This window comes from Gordonia sp. DT30, from assembly GCF_049844915.1.
In the GTDB taxonomy this organism is placed as follows: Bacteria; Actinomycetota; Actinomycetes; order Mycobacteriales; family Mycobacteriaceae; genus Gordonia.
In genome coordinates, this window is record NZ_JBNCLY010000005.1 from 91,561 (window position 1) to 105,553 (window position 13,993).

Here is a 13,993-nt window from a genome sequence, read left to right on the forward strand (position 1 = left end):
GTCGGGTCGGGAGCCCTGGAACGAAAGTGCAGCATGCCCACATCGTCGGCCGCCGGCCTGCTCGCCGGTCAGATCGCGGCCGACCTGAGCGCCCCCGGCCCACACACGGGTCTGCTGATCGCGTCCGGGAGTACCGGCCGACCGGTACTCGACGCCCTCGCCGCGCATGCCGGTGCCACCGGACGTGGCGTCCTGCGGCCGGCGCCCCACGCCCGGGATTCCCGTGCCGAGGATTCCCGTCCCTACTCGGCGCTACGCCGCCTCGTCGACCAGCTGCTCACAGCCGCCTCGGCGATCACCGACGACCAGCGCACCGCACTGCGCGTGGCCTTCGGCGTCGAGCTCGGTGCCGAACCGACCCGGCTGATGCTCTGCACGACGATCCTGACGTTGCTGCGCGGATGGGGTGCTGACCATCCCGGCGGGCTGCTCCTCGTCGACGAGGCCACCAAGTTGGAGAAGGCCAGCGCACAGATCCTGGCGTTCGTTCTCCGCCGCATCGGGCACACCGGAGTCGGTGCGCTCGTCAGCGCGGCGCCGGGCGACGAACTGTTCGACGATCGCATCGCCGAATACGTATGGGTGCTCGAGAACACCGGCAGCGCCGACACTTTGGGCGTCGACGAGATCGGGACCGACCGTCCGGCCGCCGACGCCGACGGTCTCGCACGGATCGTGGCCGATTCATTTCGTGCCTTCGCCGGCGGCGCGCCGTCCGACCAACTGCACGCCGACCTGCGAGCGGCACTCACCGGCGCCCCGGGCCGAGCAGGCGCCGAGGCCATCGATGACGCCATGTGGCTGCTGTGCGTGACCGAGCAGCTGGCCGGCGATACCACGCCATCGGATCTACGAGCGGTCGCCGATGCACTGCCCGTCCGCCCGCACTGGGCACGACTCGCAGGACGGGTCAACGGCGATGCCGCGCTGGGTCATTCGGCGCTGGCGGCCGAGGCCGACCGGATGGTTGACGATCTCGCCGTGGCCTCGGATCCGACGATGATGGTGCGAACGGCATTCGTGACGCAGGCCCGCTATCACCGATTCTGGTGGCGTGACGCGCTGGTCCGGGTGCTCTCGGACGCAAACGCATCACCGGACGATACGCTCGCCGCGGCGGCACTGCTGGCGGCCGAACGTCTCACCGCAGGCGACTGGGATGCCGCGGGCACCCTGTCCGCCCGGGTGCGGGCGATCGCGGATGCGCAGGGCCACCGCATGATCGGGACCGAGTGGGCCGACTACACGGCGGCCCTGCTCACGGCATATCGCGGCGAGCACGACGTCCTCGAGGCGGCGATCTCACGGATGCTGCGCCGGGACGGCACGCGGGGCATCTTCCTGACGCGGCGGGCCGCACACGCGCGCGCCGCGCTCGCTCTCGGTTCCGGTGCGCCACGTCGTGCATACCGGCTGCTCGGCGACGTCACACCCGAAAGTGGTTATGCCGCACTCGTCGACGTGGACTCACGGATGGTGCTCGACCTCGCGCAGGCAGCGGTCGGTGCAAACGCCGGCGATGACGTCGCAGCCCTGACCGAGGTCTTGTCCAGAGACGAGTCCGAGGCACCGCTGGGTGTGCTGGAACCATTGCTCACCGCGGGCGCACTTGCCGTCGTCACCGGTGAACGTGTGCACTACGAGCGCGCGCTCGCCCTGCCCGATGCCGACCGGCAGCCGTTCGCACTCGCCCGTATCCGGCTGTCATACGGTGCGGCGCTGCGCAGTCGCGGGGACCGGGTACCGGCCCGTCATCAACTCCGTAGTGCCGCATCGATATTCCGCGGACTGAAAGCGACACCCTGGCTCGAGCGGACACACGAGGAACTGCGTCGGCTCGGCGATCCGTCGGCCGCGAAACCAGTACGGGGGCGGCTCACCCCGATCGGCCATCGGGTGGCCGAGCTCGCCGCGTCCGGTCTGAGCAACCGGCAGATCGGCGAGCTGCTGCACCTGTCGGCGAGCACCGTGGGCACCCACCTGTCGTCGGTGTACGCGACACTCGGGGTGACTTCCCGTGCGGCGCTGCGTGACTCATTGAGCCGTCTCCGGCTCTGACGATGCGGAGGACCGGCGTGCCAGTGCCGTAGATTGCTGCCACCAGGTGACACCGATCTACGGCGTAGGGGTGTTCTGCGTGTCGTCGGCGTCGGCCCGCAGTTCCCGCAGTGCGTCTCGCAGACCGCCACGCGATCCGATCCCGAGTTTGACGTACACGTGGTGGAGGTGATTGCCCACCGTCCGTGCCGAGATACCCGTCTGCACGCCGATCGCCTTGTTGCTCAATCCCGATGCCGCCGCCTCGGCGATCCGCAGTTCCCGGTGGGTCAGTCCGCCGGCGGCCGGACCACCGAACACCTGGCGCGCCACCACCGCGGTATCGAGTTCGGCCCGCACCAGCTCGGCCCAGTGCCGGCACTCCATCCCGGCGAACAGTTGTAGCGCGGTGGACAGCGGCTCACGTGATTCGGCAACCGCATGCATCCGTCGCAGATGCGCGCCGAAATAGTAGTGGACCCGCGCCAGATCGAACGGCCACTGCTGCGCACCCGGCACCGCAAGGGCCGCGCGGAACAACGTCCGAGCCGCTTCGTCGGGCAGCACGCATGCCTGTGCGGCCAAGTGAATCATGCTGCAACGCGGCGAGATCAGACCGAATCCGGCCCGGGTCATCGCATCCACATGTGCGCGGGCCACATCGAGGCGGCCCACCTGTCGGGCGGCGACGACGATGTCGAGCGCGACGGCCCGGGCGGGCAGGAAATCGTCGGCGAACTCGCCGATCGGTCCGACGGCTGCGGCCCGCTCCAGAACACCGATGGCGTCGGAACGTGCTGCCGCCGACATCAACTCGGCGCGTGCAGTCTCGGTCAGCACGGTACGCGCGCGTCGGGGGATAGCCCACGACACCGGCCGCGCCACCCGATCCGCCACGTCCGCCGGGTCGCCGCGCACCGCGGCCAGACGAGCCTGCTGCGCATCGGCGCCCCAGGACAGCAAATTGAAACCCGCAGCGCCCCACCGACTCCGGGCGTGATCGAGTCGGGACTGGGCACGCGTGAAGGCGCCACGTTCCAGGTCACCATCTGCCAACAGGAGGGTCGCCCAGACCGCAGGCATGACCGGGCCGCGGTCATCGGCGCCGGCGATGAGCCGTTCGAGATGTGGCGCCATCACCGCCACCCGATCCACCGCGGCGGCGGCTTCGGCGACGAGGATGATCGCGGTCGAATCGGTATGCCGGTCGACCGCGACGGCCGCGCGCTCGATCTCGGCCACGCTCAGCCGGTCGGCGAGCAGGACTGAGAGCGCCGTCCGGTGCGCGATATCGGTGACGGCGTGATGCGCGGTCACCTCGGCGGCCACTCGCTGATATGCCTGCCACAGGTCGTTGCGTCCGGAAAGCCAGCACACCCACCGGAGTTCGCCGATCGCCTCGATCAGCATCGGATCGGGTGCGTCACGGCGCCGGCGGTGACCGATGGCCTCGTCGAGGAGTCGATGGGCCATGTCCAGTTCCGTGGCATCACCGCGTGAGGTCACTGCCGCGATGGCCAGCGCACCACCGAGAGTGCTCGCCGCGGTTCGATCGTGCTCCCGCATCTCGCCGACGAGCCGCGCGGCGAGGGTCAGGTCGACCGACGACGCCAGGTAGGCGGCGCGGGCGAGGCGGCGGGCGCACTCGGATGCCGTGGTGTCGACGCGGGCGGCGGCCTCCAGCGATGCGACGGCGCTGCGCCAATCCCCTTGCCTGCAGGCCGCTTCGGCTGCGGCCTCCATCAGTGACGCGCGGCGCCGGACGGAACTCACCTGGGCCACCGCCGCCGGATCGGGCGCGCCGTCGGCGACGAAGACCGCACCGAGCACGCGATGGACGAGATCACGCTCGGCGGAAACCGCGCTCGTCTCGATCATGTGCAGCGCCACCGGATGCAGGCTGTGGATACCGATCTGGGCGCCATCGGTGAGCTCCACGAGCCCGGCGCCGACCGCAGGCAGCGAGGCCACCAGCGCGTCACCGCCGCCGAGCACGGCGTCGAACGCACGTAGTTCCCGGCCCGGATCGATCGCATGCATGAGCAACAGCAGCCGGGTATCGGGCGGCAGTTCGGTGATCGTCGCCGACATCTGGCGTCGCAGGCGTGCGGTCAGGGCCGGGCGATCCGGCACCGGCTCGGCGCCGGTGCGTTGCGCCGACGTGAGGCTGCGCGGAATCTCGGTGATCGCCAACGGATTTCCGAGCGACGCCGCGAGCACGCCGCGTCGCAATCGTGGCTCGAGGTCGGGGTACTCGGCGGACAGGACACGATCGGACTCCGCCTCGGTCAACGGCCCGAGCATCAGCCTGGACCCCGACGCCAGTGCCGCACGTCCGGCGCGGGTCGTGGCGATCAGGGACAGGCCGGGCAGTTGCCGGTCGGCGATGGCCTCGACGACGGTGATCGACTCGCGGTCGAGCTGACGGAGATCGTCGATCAGCAGCAGCATCGGGCCGCGCGCCAGCTGTGCGGCGATCACCACGACCACCGCGTCGGCGACCCGGCGCACATCGGGGGACGGTCCGGAGGCGAGGCCGACGGCGACACCCAGTTCCGCAGGCACGTCGTCGGCCGGCACATCGCACAGCAGCGGTAGCAGGAATTCGTGGAGCCCGGCGAAGGGTTCGGTGGACTCGGCCTCGAAGCCGCGGGCGGACAGGGTCCGCATTCCCAAGGCGGCGCCGTGCCGGGCGGCCACCGCGAGCATCGTCGACCTGCCGGAGCCCGGGTTCCCCGCGATCGTGAGGGTATGGACGGCGTCCGGGATGCCCGACGACGCCGCGTGCAACACGTCGTCGATCCGGTCGATGATCCCTCGGCGTCCGACGACGCCGTCGTCCGCGGACTTCGGCACGGCGCGGACGCTACTCACCGATCATGTGTAACACGACACACTCCCCACCCTGGTGTCCGGGATGGGGAGTGCGCCGATGCGGCGAGGGGCGGTCAGGAGTCCGATGAACCCTGTGAACCACTCGATCCGCCCGTGGACGACGACGCCGAAGATGACGAGGATGCGGTCGACGAGTCGGTGCTCGTCGCTCCGGCCCCTGCCGAACTCGTACCTGCCGAACTCGTACCTGCCGATCCGGTGTCGCTCGATCCCGCGCTTCCTGAGCCGGTCGCATCCGAGCCGTTGGCGGACTCCGCGGAGGTCGCCGAGTCGCCGCCGGTCGCCTCGGGTGCAGACGACGGTGCGGTCGGCGCCTCGGAGGACCCGGTGGTCGGCGTGCTGGTGGACGGCGTGCTGGTGGACGGCGTGCTGGTGGACGGCGTGCTGGTGGACGGCGTGCTGGTGGTCGGCGTGCTGGTGGTCGGCTCGGCCGTGGCGGGTGCCGACGCGGTGGCACTCGACTCGGTCGCGCTCGCCGAACCGGCCGTCGACGTCGTCGCACCGACGGTGACCGAGGTGGCCCGCGGGCTGGTCACGGCGCTGATGTCGGTGGGCGAGATCGACTTGACCGCGACCGACGACGTGGCCGACGTGGTCTTGGGCGGCGTGATGATCTTGAGGATCCCCTTCTGCAAGGACTGCCACGACGACACACTGCCGGGCAGGGTCAGGACTCCGTCATCGCCGAACTCGGTGTTGCCGAATATTCCGCCCGCGACGACCTTGAGCCCAATGCCGCCGAGACCGGCGACCGGTGCGAGGTCGATCCCGTAACCGCCGTTGAGGAGTCCGTCGAGCATCACCGCGGGCGCCGCCACCAGCGCGTTCAGCGTCGCGGCCGGGTCACCTGTCTTCGCCGCGTCGATCACGTTCTGGATGCCCTGCACCAACCCGCCCATGCCCCCGAGCAGCGGGCTGACCGGCACGAGGACTGCGGACAGGATGAGCTGGTTCTGGGTTTCATTGATGACGTTGGCGAGATTTTCCAACGGACCGGCCAGCACCTTCTGGAGCGCCGGCAGGATGGGACCGGGCAGCATATCGAGACCGGCGGTGACCGGCAGGATGGCCGCGAGGACCACCGAGTTGATCGCCGTGGCCAGGTCACCGTCCGCGAGTGCGGCGGCGGCCTCTTCCAGCAGCGGTGGGACCTCCGTCTGAAGCGCGTCGAGCGCCTTCGGTCCGAAGGTTCCCAGCGCCGAACCCAGACCGGACAGATTCGCCTGCTGGTTGCTCAGGATCTGGTTGAGGATCGGTAGCGTGCCGTCCGGCGCGGACTTCTGCAGCTTCTGGATGTTGGCAATCGTGTCGGCGATGACCTGCTGGTACATCCCGATCCCGGTCGTGGCGGCCGCGCTGGTCGCGTGGTTCACGTCGGCAGCGAGTGCGGGTGCGCCGGTCATGGCGAGCGGGGTGATCGCAATGGCCGCGGCCCCGGCAAGGGCAAGGCCGGTGGTGACTCGCGGGCGTCGGGTGCGCGTCGCCGTGACTTCGGGACTGGTGAGTGCGTGCACTTTCTTCTCCTATGGAAACAGGTGAATCGAAACGTGGTCTGTCACGCCGACCCAGCTGCACTGGTCGCACCCATGGCCGTCTGACTTACCGGTGAGTAGCTTGCGCCGCAACCGGTCCGTTATGAAAGCCAGATCACATCTTTATGGACATATGACTCATGCCGCACAATCAGTGGTCGGTGCGACGGAGAAGTCGGCATCGGCCGAGGTCGGGCCGTCGGTCCGCGGGCGTGTCAGCGCACCTGAGGCCCACTCACGCGTCGCCGAACGGCAGCCATATCCGGACAAAAGACTCATACCGGCGTGATGGCACATCGCCGGAGAACCTCGGGTGTATGGGCGCGAATGGCACAAATGCACGGCGAATTCCGCGGTCCGGCAGGTCGATCTGCCCGATGTCGGCGATAATCAGCCAATGCACGACAGGGATGCCCGGCGCGCCGCGGCGCCGAGGATGATCCTGCGGGCGTGTGCGGTCTACTACCTGCTGGCACGCCCGACTCAGGAGGCAGATCAGCTGCCTTCGACCATCGGCGAGAACGACGTGTTCTACTCCGAGGAACAGGCCCTCGACGCCCTCGACATCCACTTCGCGTGGGCGGCGGCACGCCACGACGATGCCGGCATGGTCGACTCCGCGCAGTGGTATCTGCAGAGCGCGATGGTCGGACCCCGGATCAGTCCGTCGCTCGGTGACGTGTACCTGGCCATCTCCGATGACGAGCACGGCGACACCTGGGCCGCGGCAGGCGGTTTCCTGACCGAGGGCGAGGTGGTGCACTGGGCGCCGTTCGTCACCGCGGTGCGCCCGCGCATCCCGATCGCGCGGGGCAACGGCGTCTTGGAACTCGCCTACCGCGGTGATGCCACGGTGTACTTCAACCAGGTGTGGTTCGCACCCATGCATTCGGTACGGGTGTACCCCAAACGGATCGTCGTCGGCGACGACGCGATCGGTTAGACGTCGCGCCAGTTCACGTACAAATGGCTGCTCCCCAACAGGTTTCACCGCCCACGCACATCACTGCACCGGACCGGCCCGGGCCGACGCGACCGCGTCCCGGGAACCGAAGACGCCCAGCTCGATCGGAACGACGACCTCGACGATCACGTCCTCGCCACCGACCCGGCAGTGACGCAACCGCGCACCGGTCCGCTGCTGGGCCACCACCGTGGTGGCGGTGGGACACGCGTCGCCGCCGGAGATCTGGTCGACGGCGGCGGCTAGGGCGGCGATGTCGGCAGCCGACTGCGCCCGGTGACGCGCGACGACGGCAGCGCCGACGTAGACGAGCATGATGAGCACCGACACGAGCCCCACGATCAGCCCCGCCGCCGCCACGGTGGCGTAGCCGCGCTCGTCCCGGATCAGGCCCGCACCGGATCTCACGGTTGCACGCCGGGCGCGAAGTCGACCTGATCGGAGCCGTCGGGCTCCCGGATCGCCACCGCCCGGGCCGACATCGTCAGCCCCGGCAGCGACAGCACCCGATCGGTGACCGAGACGATGATCTGCTCGCCTTCTTCGGTCACGGTGATCGTCGCATCCGTCCCCGCCAGGCGGGCCCCGGCGGCGCGCGCACCGGCATCGCCGGCCGCGGTCAGGCGGGCCACCTCACGAGCCGCGTCGGTGCACCGGATCTCGGTGACCACGGCACCGATCGCACCGACCCCGACAATCAGCACCGCCACGATCGCCGCGATCGCGTACGCCGCCTCGACCGTGACCATCCCCTCGTCGTCACTCCACAGACGGCATACCCGCGATACCCATACCTCGCGGGATGTCCAGTGTGGCAACATCATCAGTTGACCGACGTGTTGAGGGCCTTGTTGATGATCCCGGTCAGCGCGGAGACGATGTCGTTGCCGGTGACCACCGTGTACAGAATGGCACCGAAGGCCGCGGCGGCGATGGTCCCGATGGCGTATTCGGCAGTGCTCATCCCTTCGTCGTCGGTCACCAGCCGCACCGACTGAACGGTCAGCCAGTCACGGACCGAACGGAAATTCTTCTTGGGTGACATGAGATTCTTGGGTGACATGAGTTTTCCCTTCTGTTGACATCGATGGAGAGTGTGGCTCTCATGTAGTTGGACGCAGCACGCGGCGATTGCGCTCCACATCGAGGGGAGTTTCTTGTCACAATCCGCCCAAGGTCTGTGCGGCCAGGCCGATCACCACCGGCACGATGCCCAGGCAGATGAACGCAGGCAGAAAACACAGTCCCAGTGGGCCACTGACCATGACCCCGGCACGTTCGGCGCGGGCGAGGGCGTCGTCGTGGGCACTGCGCCGGACGTGTTCGGCAAGCTCATCGACACCACCGGCCAACGCCGAGCCGGCCCGCGCCGACCGACGGGCGAGCATCGCGAGGTCGGCGAAGCAGCCGGTGTCCGGGCGGGCCTTTCCGAACCTACGACGGCTACCGAGATCCGAAGACGCACTGGCCCAGGCCCGTTCGGCGTCGGCACCGAGTTCGAGGAGTTCGGCGGCGGCCGTCATCGGCCGCGCCAGCGAGGGCGGGGCGCTCGGCGCCGCAACGCGGATCGCGGCGACCACCGGCAATCCGGCGCGCAGACATACCGCCAGCAGATCGAGCGCGGCAGCGACCGCGAACGGGTCATCTGGCCGATCGCCGGTCCGGAGGAAGCGCGGTTCGCGCCCACGCGGCGCCGGCGCATCGATCACCCGGTACAACCGCCATCGCGCCGCCGGCCACAACCAACAGGCACCGGCCACCAGGAGCAGACCCGCGGCCGTCACGAGGAGAGCACCTTTCCGGCGATGCGTTCGGACCAGACCACTCCGGCAGCCACCAGAACGGTGCCGACCACCAGGAGAATGCCGCCGATCCCCCCGCCGAGCAGGGTCGATAGCGGCCGCGCTCCAGTGGCCTGTCCCAGGGCGACGCCGAGCAGCGGGAGTCCGGCCAGCACAGCGGCGGTGGCCCGCGGGCCGGCCATGCCTGCTCGGGTCCGCTCGGTGAAGGTCTTGCGCGCCACCATGTCCGCGCGGACCGACCCGAGCAGCTCGGCCAGCGGTAGCCCGTAGGTCTCGGACGTCTGCCACGCGATCGCGATGCGATGCCACGATTGCTCACCCCCGCCGGTGAGCCCGCTCCCTCCGATCACCTCACCGGCGATCACGCTGCCGCCGAGTTCGGCACGGCCGGCCAGCATGGCCAGTGCCGCTGCGACCGAGTCGGCGCGGCCGGACGTGCCGCCGTCCGACATCTCGGCCGCGGCGGCCGCGCAGGCCCGCGCCGGCGGAGCGCCCACCGACAACTCGGCGATCATCAACGACAATGCGGTCAGCAGATCATCCCGATGCGAATCCGCGTCCTCGGTACGTCGGCGGCGGCGGATACGCCAGAGGTAGAGGCTGACGAGAACTCCCGCCGCGCACAGCGCCGCCACCCCGCCGACGAGCAACGCACCGCCCAGAGCTGCCGGCACGACGAGCATTCGTGGCACGGTGGTCCGGGCCGGACCGGCTGCACTGCCGGCGAATGCACGGAGGCGATGTCCGGCGCGGGATCGTCCCGAACACAGCACCGCGCATGCGGCGGCGAGCAGGATGGCGGTCATCGGGCCGCCACCATCTCGTCGAGAAGTGCGCGGTGCGGAGTGAAACCGGTGCTGCGCAGCCACACCGGCACCGTGGTGACCAGTCCGTCCGAGCCGCGCCGGAGTACACCGATCTCGGACAGCCCGCGGGTACCGTCGGCTGTGCGCGCCAACCCGAGCACCACCTGCACCGCGGCCGAGAGCTGACTGTGCAGGGCGTCGCGGCCCATCCCGCCGAGCGCGGCGAGCGCCTCCATCCGGGCCGGCACCTCCGCGGTGGAGTTCGCGTGCAGCGTCCCGCCGCTGCCGTCGTGACCGGTGTTGAGCGCGGTCAGCAGGTCGATGACCTCGGCACCGCGCACCTCACCGACGATGATGCGGTCCGGGCGCATCCGCAGCGCCTGGCGCACCAGCATCCGGACCGGAACCTCGCCCGCGCCTTCGACATTGGCGGTGCGCGCCACCAGTCGCACGACGTGCGGGTGCGTCGGGGTCAACTCGGGTGCATCCTCCACGCAGAGCACACGTTCGGCCGGGCCCATCTGGCCGATCAGCGCCCCGAGGAGCGTCGTCTTGCCCGTCCCCGTCCCGCCGATGATGAGGAACGACAACCGGGCGCGCAGAATCGTCTGCAACATTTCGGCGGCCGGCGCGGGTACCGCCCCGGTGGCCACCAGCGCATCGAAACCCATACCGGCGCTGCGTAACACGCGGAGCGACAAGCACGTCCCGTCGGCGGCCAGCGGCGGGATCACCGCGTGCAGACGCACCGTGTAGCCGCGCCGGCCCAGATTCGACAGCTGCGCGTCGACCCAGGGCTGCGCATCGTCGAGGCGCCGGCCGGCGGCGAGCGCCAACCGCCCGGCGAGACGGCGCACCGCGGCGTCATCGTCGAAGCGGATCGGTGTGAGCTCGAGTCCTGCACCGCGATCGACCCACACGCGGTCGGGTCCGACGACGAGGAGATCGGCGATACCCGGCTCGGCGAGCAGCTCTTCGAGGCGACCCGCACCGGTCAGTTCGGTCTGCAGATAGCGCAGCGCCGCAAGGAGATCGGTGTCACCGAGCACTCCGCCCGACTCGGCCCGGATGGCATCGGCGATGACGGCGGCGGTGGGCTCGACGGCGTCGGCGGCCAGCCGCGACCGCACCCGCTCGAGCAGGGCCTCGTCGGTCCGCGCATTCATGCGCCCCGCCCCGTACCGACCGCCCCGTAGACCGCCTGTGCCGCACGGCCGAGCGGACCGCGCGCCGCGATGTGCGGGCGACCGTCCTCCAGGCGCGCGGGCAGACGCGGGTCCGGACGATATGAGGCGACCAGGCGCATATCGACTGCGTCGGCGATCTGGGCAGCGCGCAATCCGCCCGGCGACGGACCACGAACGGCCAGTGCGAGATCCGCGGCCCGGGTGAGCAGGCGCTCGGCCACCTGTGTGGCGGCGGCACATCCGGCGACGGTCGCCGATGTCACCAACAGCACCAGATCCACCGATTCGACGACGCCGCGCACCACGTCGGTGTCGGCGCGCGGCAGGTCGACGACGACCAGATCCCCGTGCCCCCGCCCGGCGTCGAGCGTGGCCAGCACGGCATCGGCGTGAATGGGTTGCGAATCGTCGCGACGCGAGGTCAGCACCGCGACCCGGTCGTCGACGCGTGGCAGCGCGCTGTGCAGCGCCTGACCGTTGACGGCACCGCCTTCCAGAGTGAGGTCCTGCCAGCGCAATCCGGCCCGGTCCTCGATGCCGAGGATCAGATCGAGCCCGCCGCCGAGGTCGTCGGCGTCGAGCAGCAAGACCTGTTCACCGGCGTCGCCGGCAGCCAGGGCGGTGGCCGCCGACAACACCGACGCACCCGCGCCGCCATGGGCGCTCAGCACCGCGAGACCGCCACCGGCGGACCGCCGTGGTGCGCGCAGCTCGGTCAGGGTGCGCACGAGATGGCCCTCGTCGGCGGGCAGCAGCGCGGCATCGCCGGCACCGAGGTCCATCGCCGCCCGCCACACCCCGGCCGGCGGTGCGGCGGTGGCGACGAGCAGCACCCCGGTACGTCGCGGCACCGCGGTGGCCGCGAGCGCCGCGACCGCCGACGGATCGACGACGACCGCACACGCGCGCAGCCAGTCCGCTCGGCAGGCGGCGGGCTCGCCGACGACCAGCCGGTACCCGGCGGCCGCGGCGCAGCGCGCGACATCATCACGCAACTCGGCATCGACTAGGGCGAGCAGGACTTCGGACATGCCGTCATCCTGACGCGCACCGGCGCATCGACTGCGGATCTGCCGGCCCAGCGGCAGCGATCTGTGGAGACAGACCGGAATGGGGACAAACGGTGGAGATCTGGGTCAGAGGCCCAGCAACGGAAAAGTGCCCACCAGAAGAAAAAGACCCCAGACAGAGGACAACCCCGGCCAAGGGGGGGAGGAGGCCGGGGTCGTCGCGTTTCAGCCCCGGGGGGTCGGGCTGAAAGGCACCGGTCCGAAGACCGGGTACCCACGACTATACACGTTGCGCCCGCCGCCGCAAATACCTATCGCAAACGCGCCGTCCGGCCGTGCAGCGACCCTCCTACCTGCAGGTTTGTTTCGCTGTACAAATGACTCACTCTGGCCGACCCGCTCATGACGCCGCGGCATCGCGCGACATACCCCAAGTCGACTTACAGTGAGCTGAGAAGCCCCGCTAGCAGCGGCAACGCCTCCGCCGGCGCTCGGTCGAGACGCGAATTGCGCCCCCGCACACATCGGCAACCACTCACCGGCCGGAGCCTTGATGTGATCGACGTCACGGTGTACAAAGGTGTTACGGAACCTCGGAAGGCAACGTCCGATTCGGAAGAGAAGAAGCGGACCCCCATTTCGGGCACTTCCCAGCACGGGCGGCAAGTACCCACGCGGAGTGAGCCGCATAAAGGCACAAGTGTTGTGCGCCTGCGAAATCCCGGCCTTTTGGGCGATACCGCACATGGCAGCGCCTCGACCCCGGACAGCGCCGACGTCGTCATCGATGGCGTCGTGTGGGACGAGATCGGCAGCGCCGGAACGGTTTTCGTGACAGATGAGCGGGACTCATCGCCGAGGCGGTAACCACAACCCACCAAGCACGCTTGGTAACCTGGGTCCGTGCTTTGCGGGCGGCGACCCGGTTCTTCGGACCGGATCGCCGCCCGCAATGCTGTGCGCTCCTCTGGTCAGCCGGCTCGCGCGGCGTCGGCGATCGACTTCGCCTCGGCCGCGCCGGCGGTGAGCGCCTCGCAGCAGAACACGATCCAATCCTGCAGGGCCTGCGGACGGCCGCTGCCGAACGCCTCGGAGAGCACACGGTAGTCGGCGACCCGTCGGAACCACGTCACCTCCGGCACTCCCAGGTTGTGCGGGTCGAGTCCCGACGACGTGCACACCAGCCGGGACGCCGCGCGTGCCACGATCCCGTTGGCGCTGCCAAAGGCGTTCAGGCCGAGCAGTTCTCCGTGTACGACGGCCGCGAGGACCGGCGCGCCCACGCGCGTACCGCCGGTGATCAGCTGCGACAGCAGGTCCAGTCTCGTCGCGACCTCGGCCCCGTCGCGCGGACGGCCGAGTTCGTCGGGGTCGTCGACGAGGTCGGCGGCCGCGAGCATGTGTAACCGGGCAAACGCCTGGGCAGGGGCGCGACGGAATACCGTCGTCAGCCCGTCGAGCGACTCACCGTCGAGGGCCTGGGCCACGCGCATCGCCCCGGCGAGGATCGGGTCGTCGAAGTCGCCGTCACGACGCAACTCGACGCTGCCGCCGTCGATGGCCGCCGACGAGCGCCCGGCCCGCCACGAGGCCTCGGTGGCGGCCTTGTCCCAGCCGCGCAGGTTGGCCGGATGCCGGTGCACCGCACCGAGCGCGTCCCGCGCGGTGTCGGCGGCAGCGGCCACCCCGGGCAGTTCGGCCAGCGGCGCAAGCGGATCGGTGCTCATCGGATCACCATAAACCGGCCTCGATGCACGCCT

The 13,993-nt window shown here is 70.0% G+C and carries 12 protein-coding genes; 2 read left to right on the plus strand and 10 right to left on the minus strand.

The features are described from left to right. Positions 1-33: 33 nt before the first annotated feature. A complete protein-coding gene (locus tag ACLQ3C_RS07075) occupies positions 34-2,058 on the plus strand; it encodes a helix-turn-helix transcriptional regulator (RefSeq protein ID WP_425704333.1) in 2,025 nt (674 codons plus the stop codon). 57 nt (positions 2,059-2,115) lie between these two features. Here the strand turns inward: ACLQ3C_RS07075 and ACLQ3C_RS07080 are convergent, their stop codons facing one another. Both ACLQ3C_RS07080 and ACLQ3C_RS07085 read right to left on the minus strand, forming a co-directional pair. Continuing rightward, on the minus strand, positions 2,116-4,911 hold the full coding sequence (locus ACLQ3C_RS07080) for a LuxR C-terminal-related transcriptional regulator (protein ID WP_425704334.1): 2,796 nt from the start codon (positions 4,909-4,911) through the stop codon (positions 2,116-2,118). A 74-nt stretch (positions 4,912-4,985) separates the two neighbouring features. After that, a complete protein-coding gene (locus ACLQ3C_RS07085; protein ID WP_425704335.1) occupies positions 4,986-6,446 on the minus strand; it encodes a hypothetical protein in 1,461 nt (486 codons plus the stop codon). Positions 6,447-6,861: 415 nt separating this feature from the next. Here ACLQ3C_RS07085 and ACLQ3C_RS07090 point away from each other — a divergent pair, with 415 nt between their 5' ends. Continuing rightward, complete coding sequence (locus tag ACLQ3C_RS07090; protein WP_425704336.1) at positions 6,862-7,407, plus strand: hypothetical protein; 546 nt, start codon at positions 6,862-6,864, stop codon at positions 7,405-7,407. A gap of 60 nt (positions 7,408-7,467) precedes the next feature. Here the strand turns inward: ACLQ3C_RS07090 and ACLQ3C_RS07095 are convergent, their stop codons facing one another. The 8 genes from ACLQ3C_RS07095 to ACLQ3C_RS07130 all read right to left on the minus strand — a co-directional run bounded on the left by ACLQ3C_RS07095 (position 7,468) and on the right by ACLQ3C_RS07130 (position 13,960). Next, positions 7,468-7,836: an Rv3654c family TadE-like protein gene (locus tag ACLQ3C_RS07095; protein ID WP_425704337.1), complete on the minus strand. Its 369-nt coding sequence runs from the start codon at positions 7,834-7,836 to the stop codon at positions 7,468-7,470. Continuing rightward, the gene (locus ACLQ3C_RS07100; RefSeq protein ID WP_425704449.1) at positions 7,833-8,249 is read right to left on the minus strand and encodes a TadE family type IV pilus minor pilin; all 417 of its coding nucleotides are present in this window, start codon (positions 8,247-8,249) and stop codon (positions 7,833-7,835) included. The genes ACLQ3C_RS07095 and ACLQ3C_RS07100 overlap by 4 nt, the downstream gene beginning before the upstream one ends. 2 nt (positions 8,250-8,251) lie before the next feature. Beyond that, a complete protein-coding gene (locus ACLQ3C_RS07105) occupies positions 8,252-8,473 on the minus strand; it encodes a DUF4244 domain-containing protein (protein WP_425704450.1) in 222 nt (73 codons plus the stop codon). 115 nt (positions 8,474-8,588) lie between these two features. Then, positions 8,589-9,212 (minus strand): type II secretion system F family protein, encoded by a 624-nt coding sequence (locus tag ACLQ3C_RS07110; protein WP_425704338.1) that lies wholly within the window; start codon positions 9,210-9,212, stop codon positions 8,589-8,591. Further along, positions 9,209-10,036, minus strand: coding sequence for a type II secretion system F family protein (locus ACLQ3C_RS07115; protein ID WP_425704339.1), 828 nt, complete (start codon positions 10,034-10,036; stop codon positions 9,209-9,211). Before ACLQ3C_RS07115 ends, ACLQ3C_RS07110 begins: the two co-directional genes overlap by 4 nt. Further along, entirely contained in the window at positions 10,033-11,202 is a 1,170-nt protein-coding gene (locus tag ACLQ3C_RS07120) for a TadA family conjugal transfer-associated ATPase (protein ID WP_425704340.1), read from the minus strand. Before ACLQ3C_RS07120 ends, ACLQ3C_RS07115 begins: the two co-directional genes overlap by 4 nt. Then, the gene (gene ssd / locus ACLQ3C_RS07125; RefSeq protein ID WP_425704341.1) at positions 11,199-12,254 is read right to left on the minus strand and encodes a septum site-determining protein Ssd; all 1,056 of its coding nucleotides are present in this window, start codon (positions 12,252-12,254) and stop codon (positions 11,199-11,201) included. Before ssd ends, ACLQ3C_RS07120 begins: the two co-directional genes overlap by 4 nt. Before the next feature lie 950 nt (positions 12,255-13,204). Beyond that, on the minus strand, positions 13,205-13,960 hold the full coding sequence (locus ACLQ3C_RS07130; protein ID WP_425704342.1) for an oxidoreductase: 756 nt from the start codon (positions 13,958-13,960) through the stop codon (positions 13,205-13,207). Positions 13,961-13,993 lie beyond the last annotated feature (33 nt).

Bases quoted from the DNA above. Each gene is read 5' to 3' on its own strand.
- ssd (WP_425704341.1), bottom strand. From the start codon at position 12,254: ATGTCCGAAGTCCTGCTCGCCCTAGTCGATGCCGAGTTGCGTGATGAT.
- ACLQ3C_RS07115 (WP_425704339.1), bottom strand. From the start codon at position 10,036: ATGACCGCCATCCTGCTCGCCGCCGCATGCGCGGTGCTGTGTTCGGGA.
- ACLQ3C_RS07105 (WP_425704450.1), bottom strand. From the start codon at position 8,473: ATGTCACCCAAGAAGAATTTCCGTTCGGTCCGTGACTGGCTGACCGTT.
- ACLQ3C_RS07120 (WP_425704340.1), bottom strand. From the start codon at position 11,202: ATGAATGCGCGGACCGACGAGGCCCTGCTCGAGCGGGTGCGGTCGCGG.
- ACLQ3C_RS07130 (WP_425704342.1), bottom strand. From the start codon at position 13,960: ATGAGCACCGATCCGCTTGCGCCGCTGGCCGAACTGCCCGGGGTGGCC.
- ACLQ3C_RS07090 (WP_425704336.1), top strand. From the start codon at position 6,862: ATGCACGACAGGGATGCCCGGCGCGCCGCGGCGCCGAGGATGATCCTG.
- ACLQ3C_RS07075 (WP_425704333.1), top strand. From the start codon at position 34: ATGCCCACATCGTCGGCCGCCGGCCTGCTCGCCGGTCAGATCGCGGCC.
- ACLQ3C_RS07100 (WP_425704449.1), bottom strand. From the start codon at position 8,249: ATGTTGCCACACTGGACATCCCGCGAGGTATGGGTATCGCGGGTATGC.